Source organism: Salinibacterium sp. AL4.1 (assembly GCF_059767305.1).
Genome location: NZ_JBSOQK010000001.1, coordinates 55,164 through 71,719, shown reverse-complemented (window position 1 = coordinate 71,719; position 16,556 = coordinate 55,164). Strand labels below are relative to the sequence as shown.

General features: G+C 60.8%; 18 protein-coding genes. 10 read left to right on the top strand and 8 right to left on the bottom strand.

Annotation, left to right across the window (positions count from 1 at the left end):
- Positions 1-22: 22 nt before the first annotated feature.
- The 5 genes from ACWTV3_RS00375 (at position 23) to ACWTV3_RS00355 (ending at position 4,808) form a co-directional block, all read left to right on the top strand.
- Positions 23-574: a helix-turn-helix domain-containing protein gene (locus ACWTV3_RS00375; RefSeq protein ID WP_498476342.1), complete on the top strand. Its 552-nt coding sequence runs from the start codon at positions 23-25 to the stop codon at positions 572-574.
- Positions 575-621: 47 nt separating this feature from the next.
- Complete coding sequence (locus tag ACWTV3_RS00370; protein ID WP_498476341.1) at positions 622-1,971, top strand: histidine kinase; 1,350 nt, start codon at positions 622-624, stop codon at positions 1,969-1,971.
- Positions 1,968-2,669: a response regulator gene (locus ACWTV3_RS00365; RefSeq protein WP_498476340.1), complete on the top strand. Its 702-nt coding sequence runs from the start codon at positions 1,968-1,970 to the stop codon at positions 2,667-2,669. The genes ACWTV3_RS00370 and ACWTV3_RS00365 overlap by 4 nt, the downstream gene beginning before the upstream one ends.
- A 151-nt stretch (positions 2,670-2,820) precedes the next feature.
- Entirely contained in the window at positions 2,821-3,702 is an 882-nt protein-coding gene (locus tag ACWTV3_RS00360) for an ABC transporter ATP-binding protein (RefSeq protein ID WP_498476339.1), read from the top strand.
- Entirely contained in the window at positions 3,702-4,808 is a 1,107-nt protein-coding gene (locus ACWTV3_RS00355; RefSeq protein WP_498476338.1) for an ABC transporter permease, read from the top strand. The genes ACWTV3_RS00360 and ACWTV3_RS00355 overlap by 1 nt, the downstream gene beginning before the upstream one ends.
- A 66-nt stretch (positions 4,809-4,874) precedes the next feature.
- Here the strand turns inward: ACWTV3_RS00355 and ACWTV3_RS00350 are convergent, their stop codons facing one another.
- From ACWTV3_RS00350 to rimK, 3 genes are read right to left on the bottom strand one after another with little or no spacing between them, the layout of a single operon-like run.
- Complete coding sequence (locus tag ACWTV3_RS00350; RefSeq protein ID WP_498476337.1) at positions 4,875-5,726, bottom strand: M23 family metallopeptidase; 852 nt, start codon at positions 5,724-5,726, stop codon at positions 4,875-4,877.
- Positions 5,723-6,154: an ASCH domain-containing protein gene (locus ACWTV3_RS00345; protein ID WP_498476336.1), complete on the bottom strand. Its 432-nt coding sequence runs from the start codon at positions 6,152-6,154 to the stop codon at positions 5,723-5,725. Before ACWTV3_RS00345 ends, ACWTV3_RS00350 begins: the two co-directional genes overlap by 4 nt.
- Positions 6,155-6,156: 2 nt before the next feature.
- Positions 6,157-7,347, bottom strand: a complete 1,191-nt coding sequence (gene rimK / locus ACWTV3_RS00340) for a 30S ribosomal protein S6--L-glutamate ligase (protein WP_498476335.1) — start codon at positions 7,345-7,347, stop codon at positions 6,157-6,159.
- Between the two features lie 18 nt (positions 7,348-7,365).
- On the opposite strand from rimK, the gene ACWTV3_RS00335 reads away from it, so the two are divergent.
- The 3 genes from ACWTV3_RS00335 to ACWTV3_RS00325 all read left to right on the top strand — a co-directional run bounded on the left by ACWTV3_RS00335 (position 7,366) and on the right by ACWTV3_RS00325 (position 10,463).
- Positions 7,366-7,854: an ATP-dependent zinc protease family protein gene (locus ACWTV3_RS00335; protein ID WP_498476334.1), complete on the top strand. Its 489-nt coding sequence runs from the start codon at positions 7,366-7,368 to the stop codon at positions 7,852-7,854.
- Positions 7,855-7,928: 74 nt separating this feature from the next.
- Positions 7,929-9,227 (top strand): glycoside hydrolase 5 family protein, encoded by a 1,299-nt coding sequence (locus ACWTV3_RS00330; RefSeq protein ID WP_498476333.1) that lies wholly within the window; start codon positions 7,929-7,931, stop codon positions 9,225-9,227.
- A gap of 102 nt (positions 9,228-9,329) precedes the next feature.
- Entirely contained in the window at positions 9,330-10,463 is a 1,134-nt protein-coding gene (locus tag ACWTV3_RS00325; protein WP_498476332.1) for a baeRF11 domain-containing protein, read from the top strand.
- A 127-nt stretch (positions 10,464-10,590) separates the two neighbouring features.
- Here the strand turns inward: ACWTV3_RS00325 and ACWTV3_RS00320 are convergent, their stop codons facing one another.
- On the bottom strand, positions 10,591-11,376 hold the full coding sequence (locus ACWTV3_RS00320; protein ID WP_498476331.1) for an SDR family NAD(P)-dependent oxidoreductase: 786 nt from the start codon (positions 11,374-11,376) through the stop codon (positions 10,591-10,593).
- Between the two features lie 107 nt (positions 11,377-11,483).
- Between ACWTV3_RS00320 and ACWTV3_RS00315 the strand changes: the two genes are divergently transcribed.
- A complete protein-coding gene (locus ACWTV3_RS00315) occupies positions 11,484-12,116 on the top strand; it encodes a TetR family transcriptional regulator (RefSeq protein ID WP_498476330.1) in 633 nt (210 codons plus the stop codon).
- On the opposite strand, the gene ACWTV3_RS00310 is transcribed toward ACWTV3_RS00315, so the two are convergent.
- The 4 genes from ACWTV3_RS00310 to ACWTV3_RS00295 all read right to left on the bottom strand — a co-directional run bounded on the left by ACWTV3_RS00310 (position 12,117) and on the right by ACWTV3_RS00295 (position 15,616).
- Positions 12,117-12,458: a hypothetical protein gene (locus ACWTV3_RS00310; protein WP_498476329.1), complete on the bottom strand. Its 342-nt coding sequence runs from the start codon at positions 12,456-12,458 to the stop codon at positions 12,117-12,119.
- Entirely contained in the window at positions 12,458-13,675 is a 1,218-nt protein-coding gene (locus tag ACWTV3_RS00305) for a TFIIB-type zinc ribbon-containing protein (RefSeq protein ID WP_498476328.1), read from the bottom strand. The genes ACWTV3_RS00310 and ACWTV3_RS00305 overlap by 1 nt, the downstream gene beginning before the upstream one ends.
- 12 nt (positions 13,676-13,687) lie before the next feature.
- Positions 13,688-14,890, bottom strand: a complete 1,203-nt coding sequence (locus tag ACWTV3_RS00300; RefSeq protein WP_498476327.1) for an SHOCT domain-containing protein — start codon at positions 14,888-14,890, stop codon at positions 13,688-13,690.
- Positions 14,891-15,091: 201 nt separating this feature from the next.
- Complete coding sequence (locus ACWTV3_RS00295; protein WP_498476326.1) at positions 15,092-15,616, bottom strand: DUF427 domain-containing protein; 525 nt, start codon at positions 15,614-15,616, stop codon at positions 15,092-15,094.
- Positions 15,617-15,695: 79 nt separating this feature from the next.
- Here ACWTV3_RS00295 and ACWTV3_RS00290 point away from each other — a divergent pair, with 79 nt between their 5' ends.
- A complete protein-coding gene (locus tag ACWTV3_RS00290) occupies positions 15,696-16,505 on the top strand; it encodes a DUF1206 domain-containing protein (RefSeq protein ID WP_498476325.1) in 810 nt (269 codons plus the stop codon).
- The last annotated feature ends 51 nt before the right edge of the window (positions 16,506-16,556 follow it).

Genomic DNA, 16,556 nt, shown 5'->3' with positions numbered 1-16,556 from the left:
CGCAACCACGAGAGAGGTTCGGATGCTCGACCAACTCAACCAAGTGGGGCCACGACTGCGCGCCGCTCGCCAGCAGCGTGGGCTGACCCTTGAAGAGACAGCGCGGCTCTCGGGCATGTCGACGAGCACTCTCTCCCGCCTCGAATCAGGCAAGCGTCAGGCATCCCTCGAACTGCTCGTTCCCCTCACTCGCCAGTTGGGCATCCGCATCGACGACTTGCTCAAGCCTGAAACCCGAGACCCTCGGGTGCATCGCCCCGTGGTGATGCGCGACGGCCTGACCATCGCGCCACTCGCCCCCGACACCTCCGCCATCCAGACCTACAAGATCACCTACTCGCCGGCAGAGGCCCTACCTGACCTCCGAGTTCACGACGGTTTCGAGTGGTTTTACGTCCTCTCGGGCAAACTGCGGTTGCGTTTAGGGGAACAAGATCTCATCCTCACCCGCGGTGAGGCCGCCGAATTCGATACCCGCATCCCGCACGCCCTGAGTGCAGCCGGTTCGGGCCCCGCTCAGGTCATCAGCATCTTCAACAGCGAAGGCGAGCGGATGCACACGCACCTCTCGTAGCGAGAATCGGCTACATCGCCACCACGACCGGCAGGTACCCTACCTAGATGCGCGACTCCCCCAGCGATGTGCACTCCGACGCACACCACCCCAGGCTCAATGCGGCCAGCTCCGACGCACCGATTAGTTCGGCGAACCCGCAGCCACCGCGCGATCGGCCCGGAATCAATCGTTGGGATGTCGTACTCGCCGTGGGCATGCTGGTCGGCACGTTGCTGAGCACAGTTCTCACTCGCATCGCCGGCATCTACGATGAGCCGGCTGATTCCGTTGTGACGCTACTCTGGGCCGCCGGAATCACGCTGCCGCTTCTGTTCCGTCGCCAGAAGCCCCTCGCGGTCGTGATCGTAATCAGCGTCGTATTCATGGTCGGCGCGACACTTCACGTGCCCGAGGTGACATTCTGCAATATCGCTCTCTTCATCGCGCTCTACTCGGTGGGGGTGTGGGAGAGCAGCCGCCGTATCGCCACGATCACCCGCATCGTGATCATTATCGCGATGTTCGTGTGGTTATCGATTTCGATCGTTCAAACCACGACTGACCCTGATGCGCTGAGCGGACTCTCTCGCGTCGGGGCGTTCTCTCCCCTTTTGGCGTACCTCGTCATCCAGTTCATGACGAACGTGCTGTACTTCGGCGGGGCGTACTACTTCGGCGAACGAGCTTTCCGCTCGCGGGTGCAACAGGATGCTCTGCACGCGCGCTCGGTCGAGCTGGTGCGCGAGCGAGAGCTATTGGCGGCACAAGCTGTGACGATCGAACGCCTGCGCATTGCGCGCGAGCTGCATGACGTCGTTGCTCACCATGTGTCGATCATGGGAGTGCAGGCTGCGGCAGCACGCACCGTGCTTACGCAGGATCCGCCTGCCGCGGCTGAAGCACTACGTTCTGTGGAATCAGGGTCGCGAAATGCGATTGACGAAATGCACCGTCTTCTCGGCACGCTGCGCGATGCCGACAGCCGCGAAACAGCGACCGCCGCAGCGTCGACGCTCGGCGTTCACAGCCTCGATGAACTGATTGACACGACCCGAACTGCGGGAATGCCGACACGATTCGAACAACTGGGTGAACCGCGAGCCCTCAGCGCATCGACCTCCATAACGCTCTATCGCGTCGCCCAAGAGGCCCTCACCAATGCCCGCAAACACGCTGGGCCGTCGGGCGAAGCGGATGTTCGCCTCCGATGGAGCACCTCCTCAGTCGAGATTGAGATCGGAAATTCCGGTCGCGCACCGAGCAAACGACCATCTACTGGCCTCGGTTTGATCGGCATGGCCGAGCGTGTGAACGCCGTCGGGGGAACGCTTGAGTTGCGCCCGCGCACTCGGGGTGGGTTTCTCGTTCGGGCGGAACTGCCTCTCCACATCGACGCCACTGTGGGTCGTGCATGAGCTCAGCACCGATTCGCATCCTGCTGGCCGATGACCACGAACTGGTTCGCACGGGCTTTCGCATCATCCTCGGCGCTCAACCCGACTTTGAGGTTGTCGGCGAGGCCCGAAACGGACGTGAAGCCGTCGAACTAGCGGCCGCACTGGCCCCGGATGTGATCTGCATGGACATCCAGATGCCCGAAGTTGACGGTATCGAAGCCACCCGCCAGATCGTTGCGGACGCCGAGAGCACCGCGGCCGTTCTCGTGCTCACTACTTTCGACAACGAGTCGCAGCTGTTCGATGCCCTCGATGCGGGTGCGAGCGGCTTCTTGCTCAAGAACTCGTCGCCCGACGATCTTGCGGATGCCGTGCGCACCTTGGCGAGCGGCGACGCGCTGCTGTCGCCGGCCGTCACTCGTCGCGTGCTGGAACGACTCACGCGTACGGGCACGCAACTCCTGCACGCGGCGGAGCCCACTATCCCCGCCGAGTTGACCGCTCGAGAACACGAAGTACTCGTGCTCGTGGCGGAGGGACTCTCGAATGCGGAGATTGCTGCGGCGCTGTTCTTGGGCGAAGCGACAGTGAAGACCCATGTTTCCAAGGTGCTGCAGAAGCTTCAGTTGCGTGACCGCATCCAAGCCATCGTGTACGCCTACGACAATGGAGTTGTCGTTCCCGGCACCCACCACGATCGACCCGCCGCGCACTAAGAGCGCTCGGCCTGCTGCTCATTCCACCTCCCGCACCCTCCGCCTCCCCCTTCCGGCGGAGGCTGGAACCCGCCTGCAGACTGATCCTCTAGCGTGCTTTCGCTCGTAGCCTTGAGAACAGAAAGATTTTCTGCGAACGAAGGCGGTATTCGTGCTCCAACTCGACAACATCTCTAAGACTTTCGGGACGCGTCCAGCGCTCGACGGTGTGAGCTTTAGCGTGCGCGATGGCCGCATGACGGGTTTCGTCGGCGGCAACGGCGCCGGCAAGACCACGACCATGCGCATCCTTCTCGGAGTTCTCGAATCGGATGCCGGCGCCATTCAGCTTGATGGCAAGCCGCTGGATGCCGAGCAGCGTCGCCACTTCGGATATATGCCCGAAGAACGCGGCTTGTACCCCAAGATGAAGGTTCGCGAGCAGCTCGTTTATCTCGCTCGTCTCCACGGCTACACGCAGGCCGCCGCTGGCCGCAATGCCGACAGCTTGCTCGAAGAACTTGGCCTCGGAGAGCGCCGCGACTCCACCCTCGAGAGCCTTTCTCTCGGCAACCAGCAACGTGCTCAGATCGCGGCGTCACTCGTTCACGATCCCGCGGTGCTCGTGCTCGATGAACCATTTTCTGGCCTCGACCCGCTCGCTGTCGACACCGTTGTTGAGGTACTGAAGCAGCGTGCCGCGGGTGGAGCCGCCGTCCTGTTCTCGTCTCACCAACTCGAGATCGTCGAACGGTTGTGCGACGACCTCGTCATCATTGCCGAGGGAAGCATCCGCGCGGCTGGCGAACGGGAAGCCTTGCGAGCACAGCACTCTGCCCCTCGCTACACCATCGTCACCTCGGGGGACCTCGGCTGGCTGCGCGACGAACCCGGCATCTCCGTCGTGGAATTCGATGGCGGCCACGCAACCTTCGATGCCGAAGAAGCTTCTGCGTCACAGCGTGTCCTCCGTCGCGCTGTCGCCGAAGGCGACGTCTCTTCTTTTGCTCCGCAACGGGCATCCCTCGCCCAAATCTTCCGAGAGGTTATCTAATGAACTCCGCTACCGCTGGCCGCCCGTCGCCTCGCTTTTCCCAGTCCGTCGCACTCGTCGCCGAGCGCGAAATCACCACCCGCCTTCGCTCGAAGAGCTTTCTCATCACGACCGGCATCCTGCTGCTGCTTGTTCTCGGTGGGGTAATCGCCGGCGGCATCTTCTCGAAGAGCATCAGCACCACGACGGTCGCGACGGTCGGATCGCTCTCCTCCGAGCTGTCGAACTTACCTGGCGTCGAGGTGACGACAGTCGAGGACCGCACCGAGGCTGAAGCACTCGTGAGCGAGGGAACAGTGGATGCCGCAGTGCTGCCCTCCGAGGAAGGCTCTGTTTCGCCCGTCCTCATCATCGCCAATTCAGAGGCACCCTCGCTGCTCGTGCAGTGGTTGAGCGTAAGCCCCGAAGTCATCTTGCTCGAGCCCGAGAACCAGAGCAGTCCGCTCAGTTATATCGCGGCGTTGGGATTCGGAATCATCTTCTTCATCTCGGGCATGACCTTTGGTCCGATGATCGCGCAGAGCGTTGTTGAAGAGAAGCAGACCCGCATCGTGGAGATCCTCATGTCGGCGGTACCCGTATCCGCTCTCATGGCCGGCAAGGTCATCGGAAACTCGCTCCTTGCCTTCGCCCAAATCATTGCGATCGCAGCTCTCGCGGTTATTGGGTTGTCGGTCACCGGCCAGGCCGAGGTGCTGTCTCTTCTCGGCGCTCCGCTGCTCTGGTTCGTCGGCTTCTTCATCATCGGCTTCGTGCTGCTCGCCGCGCTCTTCGCCGGTGTCGGAGCGATGGTCTCACGTCAAGAAGATCTGGGCTCAGCCATGACTCCCGTCACGATGCTGATCATGCTCCCGTACTTCGCGATCATCTTCTTCAATGACAACGCCACCGTGCTGACCGTGATGTCGTACATTCCGTTCTCTGCACCGGTCGGGATGCCGATGCGGCTGTTCCTCGGAACCGCCGAATGGTGGGAGCCGCTCATCTCCCTCGTGCTCCTGCTTGTGACGACCGGCCTCGCCGTGCTCCTCGGCGCCCGCATCTACAACAACTCCCTGCTGAAGGTGGGCAGCCGAGTCAGCTGGTCCGAGGCCATCAAGGGCTAGCGCGGGCGCGTTGTCGAAGAGCGGCGTGGTCCCTGTCTTGACCAGGGGCAACGCCGCTCGCTCGGATTAGGTCGCGGTCAGATGCTCATTGTCAGCCGGCATCGCGAGCCGCTCATCCGGATCGTCGTTGATGGTCACACCGGCGAAAAGCACGGGCACTCCGTGCCCGGTCCAAGCAGATGCCCGATCCATCAGTTGAGCGTGCACGTGCGGCTCGCTGGAGTTTCCTGAGTTTCCACACGCGGCGATGACCTGCCCTGCGACGACGGAATCGCCAACTTTGACAAGCGCAGAGTGCTGCTTCACATGAGCGATGAGCGCGTAAATACCGTCGCCGCTGCGGATGGTGATGTGGTTTCCGACGACAAGCCGGGGCCCACCAATCTCGCGAATCGTGCCCTCGATCATCATGTACATGAAGCCAAGCGCGGAAGAACGAGCCCGGTGATCGCGCTGCGAATCGCTGGAGCGCACCACAACTCCCTCGATCATTGCCCGCACGGGCTGGCCGAATGCGGGGTACTCGCTCGGATAGCGCAGCACGATTCCGGTATCGAAGGCTGGTCGAGTACCTCCGAGCGGGTCGAAAACGAGATCGACCGCATGAGCTTGGCCATAGGCGCGAACGCCGTGGCTGGGCACTCGTGTCGCGGGACTGTTGAGCGCTAGCCAACGACCACCGACGGGTGAGGCTACGGCCACAGGCTCGCGGTGCGGCAACAGCTTCACGCCCGGCCGCAACACAACGAGAACGACAAGCATCCCTGCAATGCCCAACAATGGCAGCAGCTCGAACACCGACCGCACGACAACCACAGAAATAAGCTGCGCCCCGATGGTGCCGGCAAAGATCGTCACCACTGACGAGTACAGGATGATGACGCGAGCACGATAAAGGCCTGCGATCACGCGCTTCATGCTGCGGCCACGCGAGAGACAACCACGAAACGCTCGAGCACCACAATGGTCTCGTCGTTCACGGTGAACGTCGGATCGCCAAGGAATGAGCGCATGTCGTCACTCTGCCAATACGATTCGTGACCGGCACGCCACTGTGTGACTGATTCGCACCCTTCGCCTTCGTCACGCGCATGCTCCCACGGCACGTCGGCCAGTCGAACCTGCTGAACTTCGGTCACTTCAAGCACCGCGACTCGTTTGTCGTCCGAGTCCACAAGGGCGTAGCGCTCACCAGCAACCGGCAGCGGCTCATTCTCAATTCCGTACTCGACCAGTGTGGACGTTGTCGAAGTCTTCTCCCCCGCCAGAATTGCGGCCACGAGCGTGTCACGAAGCGCTCCCGGAAACCCGAACTCTGTCACCGGGAGATCATCGATCTCTGCCACGCCTAGTCTTCGACGATCGGCTCGGGAGGCAGCTTGCGCACCTTCGCGCGGCGACGACGACGAGCCGGGATCATGGAGCGCATCTCTTCGAGCTTGCCGAAGCAGAGCAGGCGGTCGTTCGCTTCGAGCACGGTGCTGCGGCGCGGGTTGGGCACGACGTTAGAACCGCGGTGCAGGGTGAGCACCGTGATGTCTTTTTCGCCAAGCCCGGATTCGCTGAGCTGCTTACCCACGAAGTCCGCGTCGCTACCGACGACGATCTCGGCGACGCCGTACCCCGTCGAAACGCTGAGGCGCTGGCGAACATCGATCTCGGGGAACGCCACCTGGTTGGCGATGTAGTCAATGATCGCGCCCGCGACATCCAATTCGGTGGCTCGCTCGATGCCTTCGAGTCCGGGCGACGAGTTGACCTCCATCACGAGGGGACCATCTTTGCCCTCAAGCATGTCGACACCGGCAACGCGCAGACCCATGATCTGGGCGGCCTTCACGGCGGCGCGGTGGTACTCGGGGGTGAGCTCAACAGCTTCGACGTTGCCCCCGCGGTGCACGTTCGAGCGGAACTCGTCCCCCACTGCAACACGACGCATGGCAGCAACCACGCGGTCGCCCACCACGAGGGCCCGGATGTCGCGGCCCTTACTTTCGGAGATGAAGCTCTGAATCAGCACGTTCTGCTTCGTTGAGTGCAGAGTCTCGATAATTGCCTTAGCGACCTGGGTGTCCGGAGCAAGGATTACGCCAATCCCCTGCGTGCCCTCGAGCAGCTTGATCACGACGGGCGCACCGCCGACGCGCTCGATAGCCATCTCGACATCCGCCCGGTTGTGCACGAAGGTGGTCGCCGGCATAGCGATGTCGTGGCGAGAAAGAATCTGGGTGGCACGCAACTTGTCGCGCGAGTTTGTGATGCCACTCGAGGTGTTGGGCGTGTAGACATCCATTTGCTCGAACTGGCGAACAACAGCCGTACCGAAGTAGGTGATCGAGTTGCCGATGCGGGGCAGGATGGCGTCGTAGTCCGAAAGCAGTTTGCCGCGGTATTGCAGGTCGGGCTCGTCGCCCGTGAGATCAATCGCGAACCGCAAAGTGTTGAGGACTTTGACCGTGTGGCCCCGCTGCTCGGCAGCCGCACGCAGTCGCTGCGTGGAATATGCATGCGGCGCACGGGAGAGGATAGCGAGTTTCATGGGGCGACCTGTCAAGATATGGGGGTGATAGAACCTACCCATTCAAACACGGTCGCGGGCTGGCGTGAGTGGGTTGCCCTCCCCGAAATCGGCGTTTCGTGGATTAAAGCCAAACTTGACACGGGCGCGCACAGTTCTGCCATCCACGCGACAAATGTTGAAGAATTCACCGGCGCCGATGGCAGCGACTGGGTTCGGTTCACGGTCGTGCCGTGGCAGAAATCGGATGCCGACGCCGCTGTTGTCGAACGCGAGATTCACGATCGTCGCGCCGTGCGCAGCTCCTCCGGTCACAGTGAAGAGCGCATCGTGGTTCTGCTGCACGTCGAGCTCTTCGGGCAGACGGTCACCGCAGAAACTACGCTGACGGATCGCAGCGACATGGGCTTCCGGATGCTCATTGGCCGCGAGGCGCTCGGCCAAGGGTTCCTCATCGACTCGAGTTCGTCGTTCCTCGGCGGTCGCGCCCCGCGCGGCATCCGCCGCCGAAATCAAGGTCGCGGTTAGCGGGCGTCCGTCTCGCTGAGCAACGTGCGTGCGCTGATGACGGAGCGTGTCGGGCCCTACGCAGGCTTCACACAATGACTCCGAAGCAATCTCCTCGACAGTTGTGGCCGAAACGGCTTCGCACTCGCATCTTTGCTGGCGTTTTCGCCGCACTTTTTCTGGGCGCAGCGACCGCCGGGGTGATCTCTGCTGTGCAGTATTCGGCGTTCGCGGCGACATTCGTGAGCGCCGATGGCACCGAATTACGTTTGCAGGGCGAGCCATTCGAGTTCACGGGAGCCAATAACTACTATCTCGGCCATAAACCCCACGCGACCGTTGTCGCATTGCTCGATGACGCAGAAACCGCAGGAATCACAGTGATTCGAACATGGGGGTTTCAGGACTACGGCAGCACCGATGGCTCTGGAGTAGCGCCGCACGACTTCGAAGGTGTCTGGTACCAAACCTGGGACGAAGCGAGCGGCTCACCCCTAGTCAACGAGGGTGCCAACGGTCTAGAGCGCCTTGACGTGGTGATCGCGGAGGCCGCGGCGCGCGATATCAAGTTGATTATCCCCTTCACTAACAACTGGAATGCCTACGGCGGCATGGATCAGTATGTGCACTGGGCCGGCCTCGATGAGCACGCCGATTTCTATACGGATGCCCGCATTAAGAGTTGGTATAGAAACTGGGTATCGACGCTCCTCAACCGCACCAACAGCATCACGGGGATTCAGTACAAAGACGACCCGACCATTCTCGCGTGGGAGTTAGCGAACGAGCCCAGTTGCGCGAGTTCTGGGGTGTACGCCGATGGAGAGTGCAACACCAGCACGATCACGCAGTGGGCCGATGAGATGAGCGCCCACGTGAAGTCGATCGATCGGCTTCATCTGCTCAGCGTGGGCGACGAAGGCTTCTTCTGCGGCACTGAAGAGACCTGGACCCTCAACGAGCGCTTCGGAGCATCCGACTACGGCGCAGGCTTCGGCGAAAACTGCTCCCATGGGGTCGATACGGTTGCGCTGGCAGCGCTACCGAACATTGACCTTATGTCTATGCATCTTTATCCCGATACGTGGCAGGTCTCCACCGCGTGGGGCAGCGGCTGGATCGAGAAGCATGCCCAAGCCGCGGCCGAGCTCGGCAAGCCGGTGTACCTCGGCGAGTTCGGCGTGCAGGACGCCTCAAGCCGGGCAGAGATCTTCAGCTCGTGGCTCGCAACCGCCCGCAATGCTGGCGTGACTGGTTCGCTTTTCTGGATGCTTGCCGCTGACCAAGATGACGGCACGCCTTACCCTGACTACGACGGCTTCACCGTCTATTGCCCGAGCGCTGCGTGCTCAGCTGTCGGCGAGCACGCCACCGCGCCAGAACCCAGCGACTAAGAATTCGGCGAAGAGCTCGCATGAGCTTCCTCACACACGGTCTCTCCCAGTCAACCGTAATGACCTGATTGCGTTCCCAGTCGCTCTCGATATGGCGACGACATGAGCATTGATATCCCCACTCATGAAGACCTTGTTGAACTCTCGCAGCAACGAAACGTCGCCAGCGTGTCGTTGTATGTCTCGCCGGGATCGACCGACGGCGGGCCCCCGATCGGACGCGATACTGAGGCTGCTCGCCTCGCCCTTCGATCATCAGCGACTGAAGCCCTTGCCGAGCTTGGCGTGGCTGGGGTGGAGAAAGCGGAGCTGGATGCGATCGGCCAGGCGCTGGCAGCACTCGATCACGACACTGACTTCTGGTCCACTTCGGCACGCTCCGTTGCCGTCTTCAGCTCGCCCGAGATCACGCGGGCGTTTCGTCTGCGCAATGAACTCCCCACGCTCGTAGCGACCGGAGATCGTTTCGACCTCGGGCCGCTATTGCGCGCCACCACTTTTGGTCACTCTGGCTATGTGCTGGCCCTCACTCAGGGCAATGTCAGGCTGCTCGCGCTAAACGCTGACGATTCCAGCGTTGAAGTTAGCTTGCCTGCACTGCCGGATGATCTCGGTCGCACCCTCGAAACCGCAGACAACGAGGGAAAAGCAGATATGCCGCGGGCCGATGGGGCGCTCGGCTCCAAGATCGAGTACCGCCGCTACTGCTCACGCGTGCAAGAAGCAGTGCTTGATGCCATCGGCCATTCGGGTCTTCCGCTGGTTCTGGCCGCGTCATCCGACTTGCATCCCGCCTATCGCGAAATTTCGACCTATCGCGGCCTGCTCGCCTCGGGTATCGATTCGAACCCCAGCTCGCTGTCCTTGGACGACCTAGAAGCTCGCGGTCGCACCGTCCTGGCCGAGAGCCATGCAGAGGAATTGTCGTCGTGGAACTCGAACTTCGGCAACAAGCAGAGTAATGGCCTCGCAAGTTCGCAACTGAGCGACGTGGCTCACGCCGCTACCGCGGGGCTCGTCGACACCCTGCTCTTCGATCTGGCCTCGACGGATGAAGGCATCATCGATGAGTACGGCACGATCACTTTTGCCGAAGAGCCCGGCGCCAGTACATACGGAATTGTGGACGAGATCGCCGCGCGGGTCTTGCGCACGGGCGGCACGGTGAAGGCCGTCCACGGCGACGACCTTCCCGACGATTCCCCTGTTGCCGCCACGTTCCGCGGCCCGCTGTAGAACTAAACGACACGAGGGGCGCTGGATTGACCGTGTGTCATCCCCAGCGCCCTTGGCGTTGCGGTTATTAGCGCGCTACAAGAACCGTCGCGTCATCGCAGGCGAGCGTTCGTTCGACTCTCCTCCACTACTGGTGGGCACCGCCGTCGATCCGGATCTCGGTACCCGTCACGAAGGCGCCGTCTTCGCTCGCGAGCATTGCCACGACTCCTGCAACGGCTTCGGGGCCCGCATACCCTTCTTTGATGGCCGGACTCATCTTCATGAACAGCGAGTAGTCCGCGTCCTCAGGAATGCCCGGTCCCATACTCTGCTTGCTCTCGCCGACTCCTTCAGTCATCCCGGATGAAATCGACCCGGGTTGCACTGACGTGAACCGGATGCCCTTCTTCGCGTACTCCGCGGCTAGCGCATGCGTCATCGACTGCACTCCGCCTTTGCTTGCGGCGTAGGCCGACATATAGGGATGGCCGAACGCAGCTGACGTGGAGCTGAAATTAACGACGGCAGAACCTTTGCCCTCGAGTAGAGCAGGAATGCTCTCTCGAATCATGAGGAAGGTACCGACCAAGTTGACGTTGATAACCTGCTGAAAGAGATCCAGCGTCGTCGAATGTGTGTGCGATGAACGCAGGATCCCCGCAGCGTTGACGAGTACGTCGAGTCCGCCCAGCGTAGCCAGAGCAGTTGCAACACCAGACTTCACTGATTCCTCGTCTGCGATGTTGATGACGACCGTCGACAGCTGAGAGCTGTGGTCGCCCGCTTTGCTCGCGGTATCGGCTAGTCCCGCTTCGCTCACATCCACGGCGACAACGGTGGCGTCTTCCGAGAGAAGGCGGAGCACTGTCGCTTGGCCGATGCCTGAGCCTGCACCGGTGACAATGGCGCGGCGGCCGGAGTATCTGTTCATGGGTAAGCCTCTCTTCGATGAGTGTTGCCTCCACGCTACGTCAGATTGGCACAATGCGCCATAGTGGCAGTTCCTGCAATGAGCGCATCACCGCGTACTCTCCTTATATGGATGCCGAACCCCTCAGCCTGACGGAACGCCGCAAGCGCGACACCCAGATCGAGATCGCACGAACAGCGGCACGGCTATTCGCTGACCGTGGGGCAGATGGCGTGACCGCCGAGGAAATAGCGCGGCAAGCCGGCGTCTCGATTCGCACGTTCTATCGCTACTTCAGCACCAAAGAAGATGCTGTGGCTCCGCTCCTTACGATCGGCGCGGACCAATGGCATGCGCTCGTCGCAGCAGCTGATCCCAGCGAGGACATCATCGTCGCCCTCGAGCGCACCATCTCAGCCGTACTCACTCCGCGCAGCGAGGAAGAGATTGAAGGTCTCCGATGGACTCTGGGGCTTCTTCACTCCAGCGCGAGTGATGTTCCGTTGCAGCACGTCTGGCATCGAGTGAACTCTGACTCAGAAGTTCAATTGAGGTTAGTTCTCGGCCCCATCATGCGAAGCGAAACCACCTCATTGACGTTACGTTGTCTCGCGGCCGCTGCCACTAGCGCGGTGCGGATTGCCCTGGAAACAAGCGCCGAAAGCGATCGCGAGTTGCACGATCCCAGCGCGCTCGCAACGCAGGCGTCACTCGCTTTTAGACAACTATCCGCTGGCTTAGATCTTGGACAACGCCGCTAACTAAAGCCGGAACTTGCCTGCGATTCCGCCGGCGATGCCGCCACCCGTCGAGTTGCGGGCACCGCGCACAGCTTTGTTGTTGGCGCCCGACATCCGCGAGTTCGTGAGTCCTTTTTTCGACTGAATGAAATCGTCTGTTTCGTTCAGATTCTCCATCGCCGCTTGCGTTTCCGACTCATGGCTGTGCCGCTTGTCGGTATTGCGGTAGCGGAGGTAGATGGCGAAATAAAAAATGAACCCCGAAAGCAGAAAGACGAGCCCAAGCCCACCCGAATCGTCGTCTGAGGATCCGGCAGCGAGCACTTGACCACTCGCAGTCATCCACACGGCAACACTCAGCATCAGATTCCCACCGCCACGAGAACGAGCCCGATCACAGTGCCGACCAACTGCACAGCGCCAGAAACGAGAAGCAAGCGGCTCTGGTGCACCGGCACGCTTCCCATTGTTTCGCCTGTGCGAGCGTTGACGGCAACGTAATGTAAGAACGTCTTTCCGTTAGATTTCCGTTGTTGATAGCTATAGAGCCACACCGGCAGATACGCCGACACCCAGCGTTGGCCGTGCACGTCGACTTTCTCCGACGACCACCGCACTCCGCGATCGTAAAACGCGAGAGTGCTATTGACCTTGTGACGGGCGATATCTTCCGCCTGGGTGTGTGCGATGGGCGCGAGTTGATCGAGGTTGCTGTCGCGTCGCTCGGAGGTGAAGCCCGAAAGATAGTTCGAGTCGTACCGCACCGAGTTCTCGACATCGAACGGCATGATCGTATTGATGATGTTGTTCGAGTTCTGAGAAGTGTTCTGATCGAGACGGTCGCTCGACGACTCAACAGTGAGGTCATTGACGTGAATGTCGAACTCGCGTGCCACAGCGTAAAGATCCGCGTCGTAACGCTTCTGAGTGCTGTCGCCGACTTTCACCGAATAGGAACGGGTTTGGTGCTCCCCTTGACCCTCGAGCACGGCGTGAGCGTTGATGTCGACCACCATGTAGGGCATGTAGACGCCCATAACGTTTTCGGCATTGAACTCTGCCCGGAATGTCGGATGCGCGAAGAATTTTCTTTTGCCAACGAAGTGCGCGATCTTCTCCACCGCTGACGCCTTCTCTACCTTGAACGGCAAGATCATGTCGGGGACAGCCCCGTTAGGCACTTGCTGGTTCATCGAGAGCGTGTTTCGACACCAGTGGCAGCGCGCTTGAGTGCTCGTGTTGGTATCAATCACGACCTCGGCGCCGCACGCTGTGCACTTAAACGTCAGGATTTCTTCGGTCGACGGCACGATGTCGCTTGAGCCGGAACCGACGAGCGTTCCCGTTAGCGCGCTAATGTCGCCGTTGAGATTAAATGCATCGATCGCGTTGTCGGTAGACCACTCGAAGCGGCAAAATCCGCATCGCAACTGACCAGAGGCAACGTTGAGTGAGATTTCGGTGGCACCACAGCGCGCACACTTCGCTAGTCCGTCTTTCGCTCCATCGTCCGTGTTGATGACTCGGCGTGCGTCTTCGGCATCGGCCGGCGCTGGAGTATCGGGTTCTACAGCATCCATCGACATCGGGAACTACAGCCCCAGAACTTTGGCTTTAGCAGCTTCGTAGTCGGCCTCGGTGATTAAACCTTGGTCAAGCATCCTCTTGAACTGCTGCAGTTTCGCCATGGGGTCGTCCGCCGCCGGAGCTGCTGCGGCAGGCGCCGGGGCTGCCTGCTGTTGCGGAGCGGCATTCGGTTGCTGAAAACCACCGGCGGCGCCGCCGGCTGCGTTCATGCCCATGCCGAGGAAAGCCATGCCGGCGCCTCCGCCGCCGCTGCCTTCGTTCGAACCGGCCGCTTCGAAACCACGGGCGGCGGCTTGCTGCATGAAGGAATTGCCGCGGGCACCGCCGAGAGCATCCGCCTTCTTGACGTCGCTGAGCAGAGCACGAGTGTCTTCGTCGTACTCAATGGACTGCAGCGCAACTTTTTCGATGGTGAGTCCGCGGTCAGTGGTCCACTGGTACGCGTCATCGACAGCAGCACTCAACGACTGCGCGAATCCGATAGCGTCGCCCTGAATCTTGGCAATGCGGTTCCCCTTGCTTGGGTCGTTGGTGTAATACGAGAACGCAGCGGCGAGTGAGCCGACGACTTCGTTGAAGAGTTGGCTAGCAGCATCATTATCGAGATCGGAGAAGTCGAACACCTTGGGCGACTGGCCGAGGTACGTCAGGGGAACAAAGTTCTTCACCAAGAGGATGGGGTCGACGATCTTGAGAGAGTAGCTACCGCGCGTGATCGCGCCGACCTGGGCGTTGAGATAAGCGTCGTCCCAGTAGATTTCGGACTGAGTTCCGAACTTATTATTGGGGATTTCTTTGAGGTTGACGTAGAACGCGAGCTGCTGCGATCCGGGCTGGCCACCGAACTTAAAACGTTCCCACGACGTCTTCACGGTCGAGCTAATGATGCCGTCGCCCGCGAAGAACGATTCAGCATTCTGGTCTTCTGACGTGAATACAAAGCCGCCAGGTTCTCCCACGAAACCGGTCAGCTGACCGTCTTGGAACGTCACGAGGCCATATCCCTCGGGCACCACAATGCGGCTGCCGTTGGTAATGATGTGCTCGGAACCTTGCGTGTTGGAGCCACGGCCAGCGTTTGTGCCCTGAGCCACCGCCGGGAAAATGGCCGCAGTAGGAGCGAGATGAGCTGGCGGGGTCAGAAAGTCTTTCCACTGGTCAGCGAATGTTCCGCCGATTGCTCCTGCGAACGCCTTGATGAAACCCATCTGTGTATCCCGTCGACTCGTTGTGCGGATCGACCGCCGATAGAGCAGGCTTCGTCAGTGCAGCGTGTTGCGCGGGGACGAAAAACATCGGCGAGCGACAATCTCTCAGCATGCTAGCGGGTTCGGGTAGCTGCTGTCTCGTGTTCCGCAAAGTGGTTTCGCACACCTCCGAAGCGGGTGCCGTCGCCACAGAAGGATTCTCTACCAGCCCATAGTTCCCGGCGCACCTTTGAACGGGCCCACCAGATTCTTGGTTATCCAGCCGCCGTAGAAGTCGCCCGCTTGCGAGGCGACGAGTTCGCCGTCGATCTCGCACGAGTCCATCTGGCCGGGGTAGAGCGCTACGCGCGTGCCGAGTTCTTGAAAACGGCGGGTGGGCTCGGGATAGATCCAGCCCGCTCGCTCAGCCACGACTCCCCCCGCGACGACGTCAAAGTAGTGCGCTTCGCCTTTGAACTCGCAAAAGCTGGTGCCGTGCAGCGGCACGAGCACGCCATCGGGGAAGGCCGCGATCGGAACGTAGTAAACCGGCGGATGGCTCGTCTCGAGCACTCGAACGGCATCCGTGGTGTCGACGATCACCTGGCCGCCCAACCGCACCACTACGCGCTGGGGCATGTGCTCTACGCGGGGAGGGCGCGGGTAATCCCAGACAGATTCTTGGCCTGCCTTCGGCTTGATGGGCTTGGGGCGGGGCAAGGAACGGGGATAGCCTGCGGGAGTCATAACTCCATCCTGCATTCGGCTGCTGGGATGCTGCTGCAAACTTATCGAGCGCTCATCTGGTTCACCTACACTTGCTCGCATGAATGACGCTTCCGCCTCTAGCGCTGCGCGCAGTGCCCAGAACAGTTCTGCGCTTCGCATTCTTGCGCGCCTTGGTTTCGCTGTTAATGGTTTGGTGCATATCCTCATCGGTGCCCTCGCCATCGGTATCGCGACGGGCGGCGGCGAGACGGATGCTGATCAGTCGGGGGCGTTTAAGCAACTCGCGTCGACACCTGGCGGTGTTTTCCTGCTGTGGGCGGTCGTTATCGGCATGTTTGCTCTCGGGTTGTGGCTGATAATTTCAGCGTTCCTTATGCAACCCGATGATTCGAAACGCAAGTGGGCTAAGCGCGGCGCTGAAGCCGCCAAGGGAATCACCTACTTCGCCTTGGGCACCACTGCCCTGCAGTTCGCCTTGGGCGGGTCATCAAGTTCGTCGAGCAGCACTAGCAGCCTCAGTGCTGATCTGATGGCAAATCCCATCGGCATCGTCGCGTTGGTCGCGGCGGGGCTCGTCGTCATTGGCGTCGGCGGGTACTTCGTATTCAAAGGCGTAACGAAGAAGTTCACCGAAGACATCTCGGTGCCTAGCGGAACGCTGCGCAAGGCCGTTCTGGGTCTCGGTGTCGCGGGGTACGTTGCGAAGGGGATTGCCATTGGTGTCGCCGGCATTCTGGTCGTAGTGGCGGCCTTTACCCACGACCCAGAGAAGTCCTCGGGGCTCGATGCGGCGCTCACCAGCCTGACCGAATTGCCGTTCGGGATTGTCGTGCTGCTTGTCATCGCGGTCGGACTCCTTGCGTACGGCGTGTATTGCTTCGTTCGCGCCCGATTTGCGCGCTTGTAGAACGCTCTTTCAGGCGATGCTCGGTATTACAATCGAGCCACCACTTCAGGA